The 16,700-nt window shown below is 69.1% G+C and carries 15 protein-coding genes; 1 reads left to right on the top strand and 14 read right to left on the bottom strand.

The features are described from left to right. Positions 1-143: 143 nt before the first annotated feature. The 10 genes from hisIE to hisS all read right to left on the bottom strand — a co-directional run bounded on the left by hisIE (position 144) and on the right by hisS (position 9,447). On the bottom strand, positions 144-764 hold the full coding sequence (gene hisIE / locus FJU31_RS08825; RefSeq protein WP_150454411.1) for a bifunctional phosphoribosyl-AMP cyclohydrolase/phosphoribosyl-ATP diphosphatase HisIE: 621 nt from the start codon (positions 762-764) through the stop codon (positions 144-146). Continuing rightward, positions 754-1,530: an imidazole glycerol phosphate synthase subunit HisF gene (hisF, locus tag FJU31_RS08820; RefSeq protein ID WP_150454410.1), complete on the bottom strand. Its 777-nt coding sequence runs from the start codon at positions 1,528-1,530 to the stop codon at positions 754-756. The genes hisIE and hisF overlap by 11 nt, the downstream gene beginning before the upstream one ends. Continuing rightward, on the bottom strand, positions 1,524-2,258 hold the full coding sequence (gene hisA / locus FJU31_RS08815; protein WP_150454409.1) for a 1-(5-phosphoribosyl)-5-[(5-phosphoribosylamino)methylideneamino]imidazole-4-carboxamide isomerase: 735 nt from the start codon (positions 2,256-2,258) through the stop codon (positions 1,524-1,526). The genes hisF and hisA overlap by 7 nt, the downstream gene beginning before the upstream one ends. After that, positions 2,255-2,857: an imidazole glycerol phosphate synthase subunit HisH gene (gene hisH, locus FJU31_RS08810; RefSeq protein WP_108768703.1), complete on the bottom strand. Its 603-nt coding sequence runs from the start codon at positions 2,855-2,857 to the stop codon at positions 2,255-2,257. Before hisH ends, hisA begins: the two co-directional genes overlap by 4 nt. Further along, positions 2,854-3,927 carry a bifunctional histidinol-phosphatase/imidazoleglycerol-phosphate dehydratase HisB gene (gene hisB, locus FJU31_RS08805; RefSeq protein ID WP_150454408.1) on the bottom strand — a complete coding sequence of 358 codons (1,074 nt, stop codon included), beginning with the start codon at positions 3,925-3,927 and terminating at the stop codon, positions 2,854-2,856. Before hisB ends, hisH begins: the two co-directional genes overlap by 4 nt. Continuing rightward, positions 3,924-5,018 carry a histidinol-phosphate transaminase gene (gene hisC, locus FJU31_RS08800; RefSeq protein ID WP_150454407.1) on the bottom strand — a complete coding sequence of 365 codons (1,095 nt, stop codon included), beginning with the start codon at positions 5,016-5,018 and terminating at the stop codon, positions 3,924-3,926. The genes hisB and hisC overlap by 4 nt, the downstream gene beginning before the upstream one ends. Continuing rightward, positions 5,015-6,310, bottom strand: coding sequence for a histidinol dehydrogenase (gene hisD, locus FJU31_RS08795; RefSeq protein WP_150454406.1), 1,296 nt, complete (start codon positions 6,308-6,310; stop codon positions 5,015-5,017). Before hisD ends, hisC begins: the two co-directional genes overlap by 4 nt. Beyond that, the gene (gene hisG / locus FJU31_RS08790; protein ID WP_150454405.1) at positions 6,307-7,218 is read right to left on the bottom strand and encodes an ATP phosphoribosyltransferase; all 912 of its coding nucleotides are present in this window, start codon (positions 7,216-7,218) and stop codon (positions 6,307-6,309) included. Before hisG ends, hisD begins: the two co-directional genes overlap by 4 nt. Before the next feature lie 34 nt (positions 7,219-7,252). Next, positions 7,253-7,561, bottom strand: coding sequence for a YerC/YecD family TrpR-related protein (locus tag FJU31_RS08785; RefSeq protein WP_108768699.1), 309 nt, complete (start codon positions 7,559-7,561; stop codon positions 7,253-7,255). Between the two features lie 491 nt (positions 7,562-8,052). Beyond that, positions 8,053-9,447, bottom strand: coding sequence for a histidine--tRNA ligase (gene hisS / locus FJU31_RS08775; RefSeq protein ID WP_150454403.1), 1,395 nt, complete (start codon positions 9,445-9,447; stop codon positions 8,053-8,055). A 139-nt stretch (positions 9,448-9,586) separates the two neighbouring features. Here hisS and FJU31_RS08770 point away from each other — a divergent pair, with 139 nt between their 5' ends. After that, positions 9,587-10,339 carry a Crp/Fnr family transcriptional regulator gene (locus FJU31_RS08770; protein WP_150454402.1) on the top strand — a complete coding sequence of 251 codons (753 nt, stop codon included), beginning with the start codon at positions 9,587-9,589 and terminating at the stop codon, positions 10,337-10,339. Between the two features lie 151 nt (positions 10,340-10,490). Here the strand turns inward: FJU31_RS08770 and thrC are convergent, their stop codons facing one another. The 4 genes from thrC to FJU31_RS08750 all read right to left on the bottom strand — a co-directional run bounded on the left by thrC (position 10,491) and on the right by FJU31_RS08750 (position 16,533). Then, a complete protein-coding gene (gene thrC / locus FJU31_RS08765; protein ID WP_150454401.1) occupies positions 10,491-11,780 on the bottom strand; it encodes a threonine synthase in 1,290 nt (429 codons plus the stop codon). A 29-nt stretch (positions 11,781-11,809) separates the two neighbouring features. After that, positions 11,810-12,724: a homoserine kinase gene (locus tag FJU31_RS08760; protein ID WP_150454400.1), complete on the bottom strand. Its 915-nt coding sequence runs from the start codon at positions 12,722-12,724 to the stop codon at positions 11,810-11,812. Next, a complete protein-coding gene (gene thrA, locus FJU31_RS08755) occupies positions 12,721-15,225 on the bottom strand; it encodes a bifunctional aspartate kinase/homoserine dehydrogenase I (protein ID WP_150454399.1) in 2,505 nt (834 codons plus the stop codon). Before thrA ends, FJU31_RS08760 begins: the two co-directional genes overlap by 4 nt. Positions 15,226-15,582: 357 nt before the next feature. After that, on the bottom strand, positions 15,583-16,533 hold the full coding sequence (locus tag FJU31_RS08750) for a DMT family transporter (RefSeq protein ID WP_150454398.1): 951 nt from the start codon (positions 16,531-16,533) through the stop codon (positions 15,583-15,585). Positions 16,534-16,700 lie beyond the last annotated feature (167 nt).

Raw genomic sequence — 16,700 nt, 5'->3', positions numbered from 1 at the left:
AATGTCGTCCGGTAGTTGCGGACCGCTGGTGCGCACGCCTCCATCATCGCCCGAGTGTCCGGTAGGTGCGGACCGTTGGTCCGCACGCCTCCATCATCGTCCGCGTGCCCGGCAGGTGCGGACCGTTGGTCCGCACGCCCCTATCAACGATGGCGCATTTCCAACACATCGCGGGCGTCCTGCAGCGACAGCCCGCGTGCGCGCAGCAGCACCAGCAGGTGGTACAGCAGGTCGGCCGATTCGCCCAGCAGGGCCTCGTCGTCCTGCGCCACCGCAGCCAGCGCCGTTTCCACGCCCTCCTCGCCCACCTTCTGCGCGATGCGACGGATGCCACCTTCGAACAGCGAGGTGGTGTAGCTGCCCAGCGGACGCTGTGCTTCGCGCACGGCCACCAGCTGGCCCAGACCACCCAGGAAATCCTTCGGCGCGCCATCGAAGCAGCTTTCAGCACCGGTATGGCAGGTCGGGCCGGCCGGACGTGCCAGCACCAGCACGGTGTCGGCATCGCAGTCCACGCTGATCGACTGCACCGCCAGCACGTGGCCGGACTGCTCGCCCTTGGTCCACAGGCGCTGCTTGCTGCGGCTGAAGAAGGTCATGTGCCCGGTCACCTGGGTGACGTGCAGCGACTCGGCGTTGACATAGCCCAGCATCAGCACCTGCAGGGTGTCGGCATCCTGCACCACGGCCGGCAGCAGGCCATCGCCCTTTGCCCAGTCCAGCGATTGCAGCGCCTGCGGCGACGGGCGTACTTCAATAGACATCTCGAACCTCGATCTGCTGGTCGCGCAGGTAGCGCTTCAAATCTGCAATGGCGATGGCGCCGCTGTGGAACACGCTGGCAGCCAGCGCGCCGTCCACGTCGGCCTGGTCGAAGGCCTGGGCGAAGTGCTCCATCGCACCGGCACCGCCAGAGGCGATAAGCGGCACATTGCACAACGCACGCGCCTGGCGCAGCTGCTCCACATCGTAGCCACGGCGCACGCCATCGCTGTCCATGCAGTTCAACACGATCTCACCGGCACCGCGGCGCTGCGCCTCGACGATCCAGTCCAGCGTGCGCAGCGGCACGGCCTGGGTCTTGCTCGGGTCACCAGTGAAACGGCGCACCCGCCACTGGCCATCGTCCTCGCGCACCGAATCAACGCCGACCACCACACACTGCACGCCGAACTCTTCGGCCAGTTCAGTGATCAGTTCCGGGCGACCCAACGCGGGCGAGTTGATCGACACCTTGTCCGCACCGGCAAACAGCACCCGGCGTGCGGTGCTCACGCTGTCGATGCCACCGGCCACGCAGAACGGGATGTCGATCAGGCGCGCGATGCGCTCGATCCAGGCCACGTCCACCGAGCGTGCCTCGGGGCTGGCACCGATGTCATAGAACACCAGCTCGTCGGCGCCCTGGTCGCGGTAGCGCTGGGCCAGCTCGGCGATGTCGCCCATGTCGACGTGGTCGCGGAAGCGCACGCCCTTGACCACGCGGCCATCGCGCACGTCCAGGCAGGGAATGATGCGGCGGCTCAGCATGCCAGTGCCTCGCCCAGGTCCATGCGCTGTTCCAGCAGCGCCTTGCCGAGGATGGCGCCGCCGCAGCCGGCAGCGCGTGCTTCGGCCACGTCGGCCACGTCACGGATGCCACCGGACGCCTGCACCGCCACGCCCGGCAACAGGGCCGACAGGTGCGTGTAGAGGCTGATGTTGGGGCCGGCCAGCATGCCGTCGCGGGCGATGTCGGTGCACAGCAGGTGGCGCATGCCGCCGCGCGCGTAGCGCTGGGCCAGGTCGTCCAGGGTCACCCCGGCATTCTCGGTCCAGCCGTGCACCGGCAGCTGCCACTGGCCCTGCGCGTCCTGGCGGGCGTCGAGGGCAATGGTGATGCGTTCGGCGCCGAATTCAGCGAGCCAGCCCAGCACTTCGTCGGGGCGGCGCACGGCCAGCGAGCCGACCACCACGCGGTTGGCACCGGCATCGAGGATGCGCGCCACGTCATCGCGACCACGCACGCCGCCACCGGTCTGCACCTGCAGGGAGGTGTTCTGGCGGATCGACGCCAGCAGCGGGGCCAGGGTGTAGCCGCCGGCGCGAGCAGCGTCCAGGTCGACCAGGTGCATCCACTGCGCGCCCTGCGCGGCAAACGCCTGCGCGCGCGGCAGCGGATCGTCGCCGTAGGAGGTTTCCTGCGCGTAGTCGCCCTGGCGCAGGCGCACCACGCGGCCTTCGCGGATATCCAGTGCGGGGTAGACGGTGAAACTCATGCAGCAGTGCCCTCGAGGAAATTGCGCAGCATCAGCGAACCGGTATCGCCGGAACGCTCGGGGTGGAACTGGGCGCCGAAATAGCGGCCCTGCTCGATCACGGCGGTGAACAGGCCGCCGTGGTCACAGGCGGCGACGGTGTGGGCGTTCAGCGGCGCGGCGTAGCTGTGCACGAAATACGCGCTGGAACGGTCCGGCACGCCCTGCAGCAGCAGCGACGGGCGCAGCGCCAGCAGCCGGTTCCAGCCCATGTGCGGCACGCGGATGCCACAGGCCGGCACCAGCTTGCGCACGGTGCCGGGAATCAGGCCCAGCGCATCCACGCCGGTTTCTTCGGAACGTTCGAACAGCAGCTGCATGCCCAGGCAGATGCCCATCAGCGGTACCTCCAGGCGGCGCAGCGGTTCAACCAGGCCCTGTGCATGCAGGCGCTGCATGCCCGGTGCCGCGGCTCCGACGCCGGGCAGGATCACCCGCTGCGCGCCGACCAGGCCCTCGGCATCGCGTACCAGGCGCACGTTCGCGCCCAGCCGCTCCAGCGCGTAGCGCACCGAACCGAGGTTGGCACCGCCGGCATCGATCAGTGCAACCTCGCTCACAGCGCCCCCTTGGTGGTCGGCAACGCGCTGCCCTGACGGGCCAGTGCCGGGCGCAGTGCACGCGCCAGTGCCTTGAAACAGGCTTCCACCTTGTGGTGGTCGTTGTCGCCGCGCACCTGCAGGTTGAGGTTCAGGCCGCTGGCATCGCACAGCGAACGGAAGAAGTGCGGCACCAGCTCGGTCGGCATGTCGCCCACGCGCTCGCGCTTGAACTCGCCTTCGAACACGAAATACGGCCGGCCGCTGAAATCCAGCGCGACGCTGGCCAGGGTCTCGTCCATCGGCAGGGTGAAGCCATAGCGGCCGATGCCGCGCTTGTCACCCAGCGCCTCGCGCAGCGCCTGGCCCAGGGCCAGCCCGGTGTCTTCGATCGTGTGGTGTTCGTCAATGTGCAGGTCACCCTCGGCCCGGATATCCAGAGCGAAGCCGCCGTGCTTGCCGATCTGTTCCAGCATGTGGTCGAAGAACGGCAGGCCAGTGGAAATATACGCGTCGCCGGCACGATCCAGGTCCAGTTCGACGCGGATCTTCGTTTCCTTGGTGTTGCGCTGGACCACGGCGGTGCGCGGTGCATCGGCCAGGGCGTGGGCGATGCCGGGCCAGTCCCACTCACCACCGAACTGTTCGGTGCGCAGCTGGAAGCCACGGATGTTGAGGTTGTCGGCGAACTGCAGGTCGGTGATGCGGTCACCGACCATGCCCGACCGCGCCCAGTCGATGCTGCGGTCCTGCAGGTAGGCGGTCATCAGGCCGATGCCCGGCTTGCGGGTGGGCGCGTTGTCCTGCGGCCAGCTGCAGTCCACCAGCACGTCCCGGAAGCTGATGCCTTGGCTTTCGAAGATCTGCAGCATCAGGTCGTTGGGGCCATCGAAGCTGGCGCGCGGGTAGCTTTCGCTGCCCAGGCCGTCCTGGTTGGTGACGATGACGAATTGGTAACCGGCGTCGCGCAGCTTCAGCAGCGCCGGGATCACCTGTGGCACGAAGCGCAGCTTTTCGTAGGCGTCGATCTGGAAGTCGGCCGGCTCCTCGATGAGGGTGCCGTCGCGGTCGATGAACAGGATGGGGGTCATGCAGCAGCCCTCCGGGCCGACAGGGCCGCGAGCACGCGGTCGTTTTCTTCGGGGCTGCCGATGCTGATGCGCAGGGCATCGCCCAGCTGCGGCGCGGCGCGCTGGTCACGCACCACCACGCCGGCGGCCAGCAGTGTATCGAACGCCGCCTGCGCATCGGCGAAGCGGACCAGCAGGTAGTTGCCGGACGAGCGGTACACGCGACGCACGCCAGGCAGGCCCGGCAAGGCAGAGAACAGACGGTCGCGCTCGGCGATGACCGTGGCCACGCGCTCTGCGGTACGGGCCAAGGCGGCCGGCTGCAGTGCCTGCACGGCGAGCTCGGCACACGGGGTCGGCACCGGGTACGGCGCCTGGCAGCGACGCAGCACGGCAATCAGTTCCGGCGCGGCAACCAGGGTGCCAATGCGCGCAGCAGCCAATGCGTGCGCTTTTGACAGCGTGCGCAGCACGGCGACGTTGGCGTGTGCAGCCAGCAGCGTGGTCGCCGACGCGCGCTGCGCGTATTCGACGTAGGCCTCGTCGACCACCACCAGGGCCTGCCCGCGCAGCGCGGTGGCCACGCGTTCGATCCCGGCAAGGCTGATATCGCTGCCGGCCGGGTTGGACGGCGCGCACAGGAACACCAGCTTGGCGCCCTGCGCCTGTGCCGTGTCGATGACCGCGTCGAGGTCGGCACGCAGGCCGTCTTCGCCATCGACCAGCGGCACGTCGATCAACGGCGCACCCTGCAGGCGCGCGCAGACCGCATACATGCCGAACACCGGCGAGGTCACCAGCACAGCATCGCGGCCAGGCACGCACAGGGCGCGCACCAGCAGGTCGATGGCCTCGTCGCTGCCCCGCCCGACCAGCAGCTGCTGCGGCTGCACGCCGTACAGGGCCGCCAGTCCTTCGCGCAGCGCCAGCGGCTGCGGCTCCGGGTAGCGTCGGCTGCTGCCGGCACTGTCGGCTGGATTGGCCCAGGCCGATTCATTGGCGTTCAACCACACCTCGCCCTGCACGGCCGCGCTGCGCGCCGAGCTGTAGCCGGCGAAGGCCTGCAGGTCCGGGCGCACCAGTGCCAGCACGTCATCGATGGCGGCGCTCATGCGGCGGCCTCCATGCGCAGGGCCACGGCACGTTCGTGCGCGTCCAGGCCTTCGGCGCTGGCGATGATGCGCGCGCAGCCGCCGATCGCGGCCAGGCCGGCGGCGCTGGCGCTCTGCACGCTGATCAGGTTCTGGAAACTGGCGACGCTGACGCCGCTGTAGGCACGCGCGGCACCGGCGGTGGGCAGCACGTGGTTGGTGCCACTGCAGTAGTCGCCCAGTGCTTCGGGGGTGTAGTCGCCGAGGAACACCGAGCCGGCGGCCTGCACCTGGTCCAGCCAGTCACGCGGTCCGCGCAGGGCGAGGATCAAGTGCTCGGGTGCGTAGCGGTTGCTGATCGCGAAGGCGTCCGCCAGCGTATCGACCTGGATCAGGCGCGAGGCCGACAGGGCCTGGCGTGCGATCTCCTGGCGCGGCAGCAGCGCGACCTGGCGCTCCACTTCCGCTTCGACCGCCGCCAGCAGCGCCGCATCGTCGGTCAGCAGCAGCACCTGCGAATCCGGGCCATGCTCGGCCTGCGACAGCAGATCGGCGGCCACGAACGCCGGATTGGCACCGGCATCGGCGATGACCAGCACTTCCGAAGGGCCGGCCGGCATGTCGATGGCGGCGGCGCCGTCCTGTGCGACCTGCTGCTTTGCTTCGGTGACGAAGCTGTTGCCCGGCCCGAACAGCTTGTCGCAGGCCGGAATGCTGGCCGTGCCGTAGGCCATCGCGGCGATGGCCTGGGCACCGCCCAGCTTGTACACGCGCTGCACGCCGGTCAGGCGCGCGGCCACCAGCACCGCCGGATCGGCCGTGCCATCGGCGCGCGGCGGCGTGCACAGCACGACCTGCGGGCAACCGGCCAGCTGCGCCGGCACACCCAGCATCAGCGCGGTGGACGGCAATGGTGCGCTGCCGGCCGGCACGTACAGGCCGACGCGGCCGACCGGCCGCAGCATGCGTTCGCAGACCACGCCGGGCGCGGTTTCCACCGCATAGCCCTTGCCCATGCCCGCTTCGTGGAAGCGGGTGATGCGCGCGGCGGCGTCGACCATGGCCTGGCGCAGTTCTGCCGGCACGGCGGCTTCGGCCGCAGCGAACTCCGCCTCGCTCACTTCAAACGATGTCAGTTCGACGCGATCGAAACGGGTGGTGATGGCGCGCAGCGCCTCGTCGCCCTGCATCCGTACCTGCGCGATCAGCGCGGCGACGGCATCGCGGGTCTGCTGCGCCACGGACTGCACCGGGCGGGTCAGCGCCGCGCTGCAGGCGGCTTCATCAAGTTGTGACCAGATCAGACGATTCATGCCAGCGACCGCTCCACGCTCAGTACCATCAGGCCCTGTGCGCCGGCGCGCTCCAGTTCTTCCATGCGCTGCCAGGTCAGCGGCCCCGGGCACATGGTCTGCAGGCGCAGTGCACCACCATCTGCAGGCAAACGCACCAGCGGTTCGGCATCGGCCAGCAGTTGCGCCAGCACGTCCACGCGGTCCTCGCTGGCGCGGAACATCAGCAGCTTGCGATCCTGCTTCTGCAACACGCCGTCCAAGCGCCGCAGCAGCATGCTGCGCAGCCCGGCGCGGGCGTCGTCCGGCACGCGCACTGCACCGGCCAGCACGGCTTCGCTGTCCAGCAGGTTGTGCACCGGGGTGAGCTGGTTGGCGCGCAGGGTGGCGCCACTGGAGACCAGGTCGCAGATCAGCTCGGCGGTGCCCAGGCGCGGGGCGATTTCCACCGAGCCGGAGAGTTCGACCACCTGCGCGTCCACGCCCTGCTCGGCCAGCCACTGCTTGAGGATGGCCGGGTAGCTGGTGGCGATGCGGGTGCCGGCCAGCTGCGCCGGGCCTTCCCACTGCCATTCCTCGGGCACGGCCAGCATCAGACGGCACTGGCCGAAGCCCAGCCCGCGCAGGGCCTGGTAGGCGTCGGGCAGGCCGATCTGGCGGCGTGCGGCGGCCTGCTCGTCCAGCTCGTTGCGGCCGACGATGCCGAGATCGCAGACGCCGTCGGCGATCAGGCCGGGGATGTCGTCGTCGCGCACCAGCAGCAGGTCCACCGGCAGCGATTCGCCGTAGCAGAACAGCTTGTCGCGGCTTTCGCGCCAGCTCAGGCCGCAGGCGCTGAGCAGGTTGCGGGCGGGTTCGGCCAGACGGCCACTCTTCTGGATGGCGATACGCAGCCGGTCACGTGCCGGCGCTGCCTGGGTTGCACTCATGGGGGAGGTCTCTAAGTTCGGAACGGGGCGCGGATCAGCGCGAAGCAAGGCGGTCGACAGCGGCGGCATAGCCTCGATGGCCATGCTCGAGGGTGCGTGCCACCCGTCCGGTGGTGGTCACGCTGACGCCGGTGCGTTCGTGGATCTCGCGGTAGGGCACGCCCTGCTGCAGCAGGGGGACGACCTTCCAGCGGTCGGCCATGGCTTCGAGCTCGGCCGGGGTGCAGAGGTCGCGCAGGAAGGCGAGCACCTGGTCGGGTTCGCGCAGGGCGGCAAAGGCCTGGGCCAGGGAGTCGAGGTCGGCCTGGGGGTCTTTGGCAGCGATGTCGGGGCGGGCTTTCACTGGGTGGATTTCTTGCATCAATGTAATAGCGCGCTAGTACGTTAGCGCATTCTTGCGCAGTGCGTCAAATCCGGGGTTGGTCTTGGCAGGGCTGCGCCCTGCACCTGCCGAAGCCGAAGCCGAAGCCGAAGCAACAGCAGAAGCTGGCTTCCTGAGGGATGGCGGGGTGGGTCCGGCTGAGGGGGACGCTGCAAGTACGTCTCTGTAAGCTCGGTCGCCGCTTGCTCGTGTGCGCTGTCCTGCGCACACGGCAAGACCGGGGTTGGGCGTCCTGCCCAACCCGCCCGAGGCATGCCTCGGGCCCATGCGGCTCACGCCCCCGCAACCGGACCCACCCCGCCTTCGACAGTCGGCCGCGAGCTGCTGGAACGGCAGGGATCGGATCCGTTTTCCGGAGGAAAACGGCTCTGAACTCGGAGCGCGGTCCGGAAACGAAAACGCCCACCGGGTGGTGGGCGTTTCGTTGAACCTCTGGGCGCTGCCTCGGGCAGTTACATCACCTTCGACTGTTCCAGCTCGACCTGCAGGGTGCTGGCCAGTTCGTCGCGGGAGACTTCGAACTGCTGCTCGCGCACCAGGTCCTTCACTGCGACGACGCCGCGGGCCAGCTCGTCTTCGCCGGCCAGGACCACGAAACGGATGCCAGCCTTGGCGGCGTACTGGAACTGCTTGCCGATCTTCTTCGGCTCCATCTGCACTTCGGTGTTGATGCCACCGCTGCGCAGGCGGCGGGCGATGTCCAGCGACTGCGCCATGCCCTGCTCGTCCATCAGTGCCACCAGCGCCTGAACGCTGCTGGCTTCGATGCCGTCGATCAGGCCGGCCTCGCGCAGCTGCCAGAACAGGCGCGACAGGCCGATGGAGATGCCCACGCCCGGCAGCTTGGACTTGCTGTAGTGGCTGGCCAGGTCTTCGTAACGGCCGCCCGAGCAGATCGAACCGATCTGCGGGTGGTCGGTCAGCGTGGTCTCGTAGACGGTGCCGGTGTAGTAATCCAGGCCGCGGGCGATGGAGAAGTTCAGGCAGTACGCAGTTTCCGGCACGCCCAGCGCCTGCACCAGCTGCAGCACTTCGCGCAGCTCGGCCACGCCGTTGCGCAGGGTTTCCGACGAGGCGCCACCGGCTTCCAGGGCAGCCAGCTGGGCCAGCGCATCTTCATGACCCTTCGAGCGCACGGCGACGAACGCCAGGATCTTCTCGACCTGCTCGGCCGGGATGTCGAAGCCCTCGCCCACCAGCGTTTCGCGCACGTAATCGGCGCCGCGCTTGTCCAGCTTGTCCACCTCGCGCAGCACGGCCAGCTGGCGCTCGCCTTCGGCCACGCCCAGGCTTTCGAAGAAACCGCGCATCAGCTTGCGGTTGTTCAGCTGGATGCTGAAATCACCGATGCGCAGCTCGGAGAACACGGCGTGGATGACGGCCAGCACTTCGGCGTCGTAGCGCACGCTCAGGCTGTCCTTGCCGATCACGTCGATGTCGCACTGGTAAAACTCGCGGAAGCGGCCACGCTGGGCGCGCTCGCCGCGGTACACGCGCTGCATCTGGTAGCGGCGGAACGGGAAGGTCAACTCGTGCTCGTGCTCGGCCACGTAGCGGGCCAGCGGCACGGTCAGGTCGAAACGCAGCGCCATTTCCGGCAGCGAGCGGTCGCCCGATTCGGCGGCATTGGCCAGCGCGCCGGTGGACTGCACGAAGTACACCTGGCGCTCGGTCTCGCCACCGGACTTGGTCAGCAGGACGTCGGACAGCTCGAACACCGGCGTTTCCACCGGCAGGAACCCGAAGCGCTCGTAGTTGCGGCGGATGACGTCCAGCATGCGCTGGAACGCAATCTGCTCGCGCGGCAACAGTTCAAGGGTGCCGGGCGGGGTACGGGGCTTGATCACGGGCGGAACTCCTGCAGGAACGGGAACGTGGGAGGGGGCGACATTCTACCGCCCCGCATGGCTCAGCCGCCGATCAGGGGCCATAGGGCCGCATGAAGTATCATAAGGCCCTCCCCCGCCCGTGATACGCCTCCGCACCATGTCCCGGCCTTCCGGCGCTCCGTCCGCCGCCCACGATGACGCCGCGCCGTCCTGCACCACGCTGGACTGCCTGCACTGCTCGGTCCGCCACCTGGCGGTCTGTTCGGCGCTGTCGCCCGACGAAGTGCAGGCGCTGGAACAGGTGACCGTGTCGCAGCAGGTGGGCCTGGGCAGCACCTTGGCCCGCACCGGCGAAGAACGCCAGCATGTCTATACATTGACGTCGGGTGCACTGCGCCTGGTGCGCACGCTGGCCGATGGCCGTCGCCAGATCAACGGGTTCGTGCTGCCGGGTGATTACCTCGGCCTCAGTGGCAGCGACCACCATCGCCACGATATCGAAGCCATCGCTGACAGCCGTGTCTGCCGCGTGGCCCTGCCGCAGATGAAGGCGCTGCGTGGCCGCTTCCCGCACCTGGAGCGCAAGCTGCTGCAGCGCGCCTGCCAGGAACTGGATGCCGCCCAGGATGCCGCGCTGGCGCTGGCCCGCCTGCAACCGGCCGAAAAGCTGGCCGACTTCCTGCTGCGCCTGGCCGCACGCGAGGCCAGGCTGGGCGGCGATGGCCTGCGCGTCTCGCTGCCGATGGGCCGCGGCGATATCGCCGACCACCTCGGCCTGACCATGGAAACGGTCAGCCGCACCTTCACCAAGCTGCGCCAGCAGGGCCTGATCGCCCTGCCCCATCTGAACGTGGTGGAGATCCTCGACGAGGATGGGCTGCGCGCGCTGGCGGGCGAAGGGCTGGCCTGACTCCGCTGCACTCGCCGGGTATGACCCGGCGCTACCGTTTGCCGCTGCGCTCGCCGGGTATGACCCGGCGCTACCCACATACGTTGCCGGCCTGCATCCACGTATGACATGGACCTACTGGTAGCGCCGGGCCATGCCCGGCGGCGTTTGATCAGCGCAGCAACACCTCGCGCAACGCCGCGTAATCGGCGGCCAGCGGCTCGGCATGCGCCGGCCGCTGCAGCAACGCATCCAGTGCCGGCGGCACCGCCACGCTTTCGCCGATCAAAGGTTCCACTACCGCCTCGAACTTTGCAGGGTGCGCGGTCGACACCACCGCCCAGTCGCCCTTGGCGCCGCGCGCGCGCAGGTCATGCAGCACTTTTACCGCAGTGGCGGTGTGCGGGCAGAACAGCTCGCCGCTGCTGGCATGCGCACTGGCGATGGTCGCGCGGATGCTCACGTCATCCACCGCGAACGCGCGGAAGGCGGCGCGCAGTTCGCCATCGTCCTCGGCATACAGCCATCGCAGGCGCTCGAAGTTGCTCGGCGCGCCCACATCCATCGCGTTGGCCACGGTGGCCACGCTGGCCTGCGGCTGATAGTCGCCGCCGTTGAAGTAGGCCGGCAGCACCGCATTGGCATTGGTGGCCAACACGATCTGGCCGATCGGCACACCCAGCGCACGCGCCAGCACGGCCGCCATCGCATTGCCCAGGTTGCCGGTCGGCACCACCAGGTTGAGGCGGCGCCGCGTGCGCGCGTGATGGGTCAGCGCCGCATGCGCGTAGTAGCTCATCTGCGGCAGCAGACGCCCGAGGCTGATGCTGTTGGCCGAACTCAACGGCACCTGCGCCTGCAGATCGGTGTCGGCCAGCGCCTGCTTGACCATCGCCTGGCAGTCATCGAACGAGCCGGCCACGCGCAGCGCCTGGATGTTGTCGCCGAAGCAGCCCAGCTGGTGTGCCTGGCGCGGCGAAACACGGCCATCGGGATACAGCACCACCACGCGCACGCCGGGCTGGCGATGAAAGGCCGCTGCCACCGCGGCACCGGTATCGCCGGAAGTCGCCACGACAATCGTCAGGTCACGGCCCTTGCCCGCCTGCAGGCGCGACAGGGTGCCGGCAAGGAAGCGCGCGCCGATGTCCTTGAACGCGGCGGTCGGGCCATGGAAAAGTTCCAGCACATGGTCGTCGTCGCGGCCCAGCGGACGCAGCGGCACCGGGAAATCGAAAGCCTCGCGGCAGATCTCCGGGAGTGCGTCCTGCAACGGATCACCCTCGAAAAACGGCTCCAGCAGATCGGCAGCGGTCTCGGCAAGGGTGGCACCGGCGTGCAGTTCGCGCGGCGCAGGCAACACGTCGGGCACGTACAGGCCGCCATCGGGTGCCAGGCCGGCGGCGATGGCGGCACTCAGGCCAACAGCGGGCGCATGGCCTCGGGTCGAAACGAATTGCATGAGCTCGGTATCCAGCAAGGGGGAAGGTTTCAGCACAGTCGCGCTCCAGCAGCGTCCAGCGGCGAGACCCAGGCTTCGCTGTCGAAGCCTGCGGCGGCAAACGCCGCGCGCACGGGCGCCGCAGCGGCATGGGCCTGGTCGGCATCTTCAAACCAGGCAAACACACTCGGGCCTGCGCCGGAGATGCCCGCACCCATTGCGTTGGCCGCCAACGCGGCATCGCGTGCAGTGTCAAAGCCGGCGATCAGCGCGGCGCGGCGCGGCTCCACCAGCACGTCGCGCAGGCCGGCGCGTACCAGGGTCGCATCGCTGCGATGGCAACCGCTGAGCACCAGGGCAAGGTTGGCGCTCTGCGCGACGAACTCGCCCAGCGCATAGCTGCCCTGCAGTGCCGCACGCGCTCGCCGGGTCTCCAGCACCGCGTGCGGATGCACCAGCAGGCTGTGCCAGCTGGCCGGCACCGGGATCGACAGCAGGCGATCAGCCGTGCACAGCGCCAGTCCGCCCAGCAGCAGCGGCCCGACGTTGTCGCCGTGGCGCCCGCCGCTGGCCACTGCCTCACCATCCAGCGCATGCGGATACAACGCTTCGCGCGGCAGCGGTGCATCGAGCAGCGCGTTGGCGGCCACGAGTGCGGCCACGCACGAGGCGGCCGAACCGCCCATGCCCGAGCCGAACGGAATGCCCTTGTCGATCTCGACGGCGAAGCCATACGGAAGACCCAGGCCCTCGCGCAGCGAGATCAGCGCCGCCCCGGCCGTGTTGCCCGGCGCATCCAGCGGCAGCTCGACGGCACTGCCACGGATGGCGTCGATGCGCACGGTCGGCTCATCGATGCGGCGCACCGTCACGGTATCGCCGATGCCGGCAATGGCATGCCCGAGAATGTCAAAGCCCACCGCCACGTTGGCAACGGACGCGGGCGCGAATGCACGTGCAATCACAGCCGCGCTCCTTCGCCGGCGGCCACGCGCAGCAGGTCGGCGAACACGCCGGCGGCGGTGACTTCCGGCCCGGCACCCGGGCCCTGCACCACCAGCGGGTTGTCGCAGTAGCGGCGCGTGCGGAACTGCACCACGTTGTCGGTCAGGCGCAGGTTGGCGAAGGTGTGGTCAGCCGGCAGTTCCTGCAGGCCCACCGACGCACCCTCCGCATCGAGCCGGGCGACATAGCGCAGCACCGCCCCACGCGCCCGGGCCTCTTGGAGGCGCTGCAGCAGCCTGGCATCGGATTCGCCCAGGCGGGCCATGAAGTCATCCACGCTGCCATCGCGCAGCAGCGCCGGCACCAGGCTTTCGACCTGCACCTGTTCCAGGCTGAGCGCGTGGCCGGCCTCACGGGCGAGGATCACCAGCTTGCGCGCCACGTCCACGCCGGACAGGTCATCGCGCGGGTCCGGCTCGGTGTAGCCCATCGAACGTGCCTGCGCCACCAGGGCGGAGAACGGCTGGCTGCCATCGAAGCGGTTGAACAGCCAGGCCAGCGTGCCGGAGAAGATGCCTTCCACCGCCAGCACTTCATCGCCGGTATCGACCAGGTCGCGCAGCGTGGTGATCACCGGCAGGCCGGCGCCCACCGTGGCCTCGTAACGGAAGCGCGCGCCACTGGCGGCGGCAGCGGCATGGATGCGCTGGTAGCGCGACAGCGGACCCGAACCCGCCTGCTTGTTCGGGGTGACCACATGGATGCCGGCGGCCAACCAGCCCTCGTAGCGCTCGGCCACTTCGGCGCTGCCACTGCAGTCGATCACCACCGCGTGCGGCAGGTGTGCGGCCAGCAGGTGTTCGGTGAAGGCGTCCAGGTTGCTGGCCTGGCCATCGTCGTGCAGCGCCTGCCGCCAGTCGGCGTGCAGGACATCGGCTTCCAGGCGCATGCGCGAACGCGAGGCCAGCGCACGCAGGCGCAGATCGACGTTGGCCTTGGCCAGCAGCTGGGGGCGCGCGGCCAGCAACTGGTCCAGCAGCGCGGCGCCGACATTGCCCGGCCCGATCACCCCCACCGCGAACGTCTGCGGCGACAGCCAGAAACCGGCGTGCGCGGCACGCAGGGCGCGCGTTGCATCGGCGCTGGCCACGGCCACGGAGATGTTGCGCTCGGACGAGCCCTGCGCGATCGCCAGGATGTTCACCCGTGCACGTCCCAGCGCCTCGAACAGGCGTGCGGCCACACCGGGCTGGCCGGCCATGCCGTCACCCACGGCGGCCAGCACGCTGACGCCCTCGCCGACCTGCACGCGCTGCACCTGGCCCACCGCCAGTTCGTGGGCGAATGCATGCAGCAGGGCCTCACGACCACGCGCGGCCTCGCCGGCCTTCACCACGCAGCAGATCGAGTGCTCGGACGACCCCTGCGAGATCATCACCACCGACACCTGCGCCTGGCGCAGGGCCGAGAACACGCGTTCGGCCGTGCCCGGCACGCCCATCAGGCCGGTGCCTTCCAGGTTCAACAGGGCCAGGTCGGGGCTCAGGGTCAGGCCCTTCACCGGCCCGCGCGGCGAGCGTTCGGCGCTGATGCGCGTGCCCGGGTGCGCCGGATGGAAGGTGTTGCGGATGAAGATCGGCAGGCCCAGGCGGATGGCCGGCGACATCGTCTGCGGATGCACGACCTTGGCGCCGAAATAGGCCAGCTCACAGGCTTCGTCGTAGCTCAGTGCTTGCAGCTGCACGGCCTCCGGCACCAGTCTCGGATCGGCCGACAACACGCCGTCGACGTCGGTCCAGATGTGCAGTTGATCTGCGTTGAACAGCGCAGCGAAGATCGCGCCGGAGTAGTCGCTGCCGTTGCGGCCCAGCGTGGTGATGCGGTCTTCACGGTCACGGGCAACGAAACCGGTGGCGACCACGCGCGACTGCGGATGCTGCAGGCGCCATTTCGCCAGTCGGTCAGCGCTGGCCTCCCAGTCCACATCCACGCCCAGTTCGCCGTGGCCCACCACCAGCACATCACGCGCATCCAGCACCGCGCAGTCTTCGCCGAGTGCCTGCAGGTGCATGCCCAGCAGCTGCGCGGAGAACACTTCGCCCAGCCCCTGCACGCGGTCCAGCACCTCGCGCGGCAACTCACCGATCACCGCCAGCGCACCCAGCACTTCGGCCAGGTGGTCGAAGCGCACGTCGATCCATTCCACGGTCTCGCCTACCTGCTCGCCGAGCAGGGCCACCGCCGCGCCACGGTGGCGTGCACGCAGGGCATGCCAGGCCTCGCGCCAGCCCGCATCGCCGCGCGCCGCCAGCTGGGCCAGCTCGATCAGTGCATCGGTGACGCCCTTCATCGCCGACACAACGGTGACCTGCAGCGACTCGGGACGGGCCAGCAGCAGGCCGGCTACATGGCGGTAGCGTTCGGCGCTGGCCACCGAGGTGCCGCCGAACTTGTGCACGACGGTGGACGGTGCGGCCAGCTCGGCCGGTGCAGCGGGATGGGCGGGAGCGTGGGAAGACATGCAGACCTCGGTAGGAGGCCCCGTCACATGCAGGTGGTAGGTTTCCCCGTCACCTGGATGGTGCGGGGCCGTTGTTTTCGGGAATTACACGAAGACGACGGGCCGCACCAGGGCAGTGGTGGCGGTAGTGGTAATAATGGTGGTGATGGCGACGGGCGCAGTCGACGCGCCCGCGGTGGCGGGGGCAATCAGGCTGGCGAGAGCAGCATCGAAGACCATGGCGCACAGAAAACACCGTGTGCCGGGGGCCTGTCAAGTGCTGCGATGCAAAAATCGCTTGTTCCGATCATCGCCCAACGTGCAGCCATTTGGTTGCAATTGAGACAAATCGGGCATCAGAGCGCATGAGGCCGGCAATCAGCCGGCATGTTCGGCGATCGCACGCGGAGCGCGGTGCGCGTGGGCACACAGCAGCACGCCTGCCACCAGGAACACGATCGCCAGCGCCTCAAGCAGGGTCGGCCAACGCCACTGCCAGGCGAAGGCGTAGAGCAGCGCGAACAGGGTTTCGAACACGATCATCTGCCCGGTCAGGGTCAACGGAAGCAGGCGGCTGGCACGGTTCCAGAACGCGTTGCCGATGATCGACGCGATGACCGCGACGCCGGCGCTGATCACCCAGAACAGGCTCCACTGCGCGGGGGTGTGGTCGGCGGTCTGGCCGATGAAGGCCATCGGCACCAGCAGCAGCGACAGGCCACCGGTGGTGACGCCGGTCAGCAGCGACCAGTCATGGCTGGACAGATCGGCACGCCGGGCCAGCCAACGGCTGTTGCCCACCGAGTACAGCGCCCACGAGAAAAGCGCACCAAAGGCACACAGCAGGCCGATCAGGCGCTGCCGCCACGGCGTGCCCAGGTGCTCGGACATCAGCGATTCCCAGCCGACCAGGGCCACGCCGAGCACGCACAGCCCCAGCGCGGGCAACAGTTGTTTCAACGGCACCGCGCCCTTTTCGCGCACGCCGACCAAGGTCACCACCACCGGGATCAGGCCGACGATCAGCGAGGCCGCCGCGCCGCCTGCCCACTGCACGGCCGTGGCCAGCAGCAGGAAATACACCAGATTGCCGGCCAGGCTGAGCCACAGCAGGCCCATCCACTCCGCACGCCCCAGCTTCGGCGCCAGGCGCTTCCAGCGCGGCAGCAGCAGGATCACCGCGATCAGGCCGTAGACCAGATAGCGGCCGGCGGACAGTTGCAGTGCGTTGAAGGAATGCAGCACGGCAGGCGCGAGGAAGACCACGCCCCACAGCGCGCCAGCGGCAACGCCATTGGCGATGCCCAGGGCCATCGGGTTGTTGCGCATATCAGGTGCTTCGGGGGGAGAGAACAGGCCGCGCAGTGTAGGCGGCGATGGGCGCGGCGTCTTGACCGAGGCTACTGCCCAATCTCTTCGTAGAGTCGAGGGGGGGGGGGGGGGGGGGGGGGGGGGGGGGGGCGGGGCCGGGCCCGGGGAAAAAGGAGCCAACCCCC

Origin of the sequence: Stenotrophomonas cyclobalanopsidis (assembly GCF_008710035.1) — a bacterium.
Taxonomy (GTDB): domain Bacteria; phylum Pseudomonadota; class Gammaproteobacteria; order Xanthomonadales; family Xanthomonadaceae; genus Stenotrophomonas; species Stenotrophomonas cyclobalanopsidis.
This window is presented reverse-complemented; position numbering and strand designations above follow the sequence as displayed.

Coding starts and splice junctions, on each gene's coding strand:
- hisIE (WP_150454411.1), bottom strand. CDS start 764: ATGTCTATTGAAGTACGCCCGTCGCCGCAGGCGCTGCAATCGCTGGAC.
- hisF (WP_150454410.1), bottom strand. CDS start 1,530: ATGCTGAGCCGCCGCATCATTCCCTGCCTGGACGTGCGCGATGGCCGC.
- hisA (WP_150454409.1), bottom strand. CDS start 2,258: ATGAGTTTCACCGTCTACCCCGCACTGGATATCCGCGAAGGCCGCGTG.
- hisB (WP_150454408.1), bottom strand. CDS start 3,927: ATGACCCCCATCCTGTTCATCGACCGCGACGGCACCCTCATCGAGGAG.
- hisC (WP_150454407.1), bottom strand. CDS start 5,018: ATGAGCGCCGCCATCGATGACGTGCTGGCACTGGTGCGCCCGGACCTG.
- hisD (WP_150454406.1), bottom strand. CDS start 6,310: ATGAATCGTCTGATCTGGTCACAACTTGATGAAGCCGCCTGCAGCGCG.
- hisG (WP_150454405.1), bottom strand. CDS start 7,218: ATGAGTGCAACCCAGGCAGCGCCGGCACGTGACCGGCTGCGTATCGCC.
- FJU31_RS08770 (WP_150454402.1), top strand. CDS start 9,587: ATGTCCCGGCCTTCCGGCGCTCCGTCCGCCGCCCACGATGACGCCGCG.
- thrC (WP_150454401.1), bottom strand. CDS start 11,780: ATGCAATTCGTTTCGACCCGAGGCCATGCGCCCGCTGTTGGCCTGAGT.
- thrA (WP_150454399.1), bottom strand. CDS start 15,225: ATGTCTTCCCACGCTCCCGCCCATCCCGCTGCACCGGCCGAGCTGGCC.
- FJU31_RS08750 (WP_150454398.1), bottom strand. CDS start 16,533: ATGCGCAACAACCCGATGGCCCTGGGCATCGCCAATGGCGTTGCCGCT.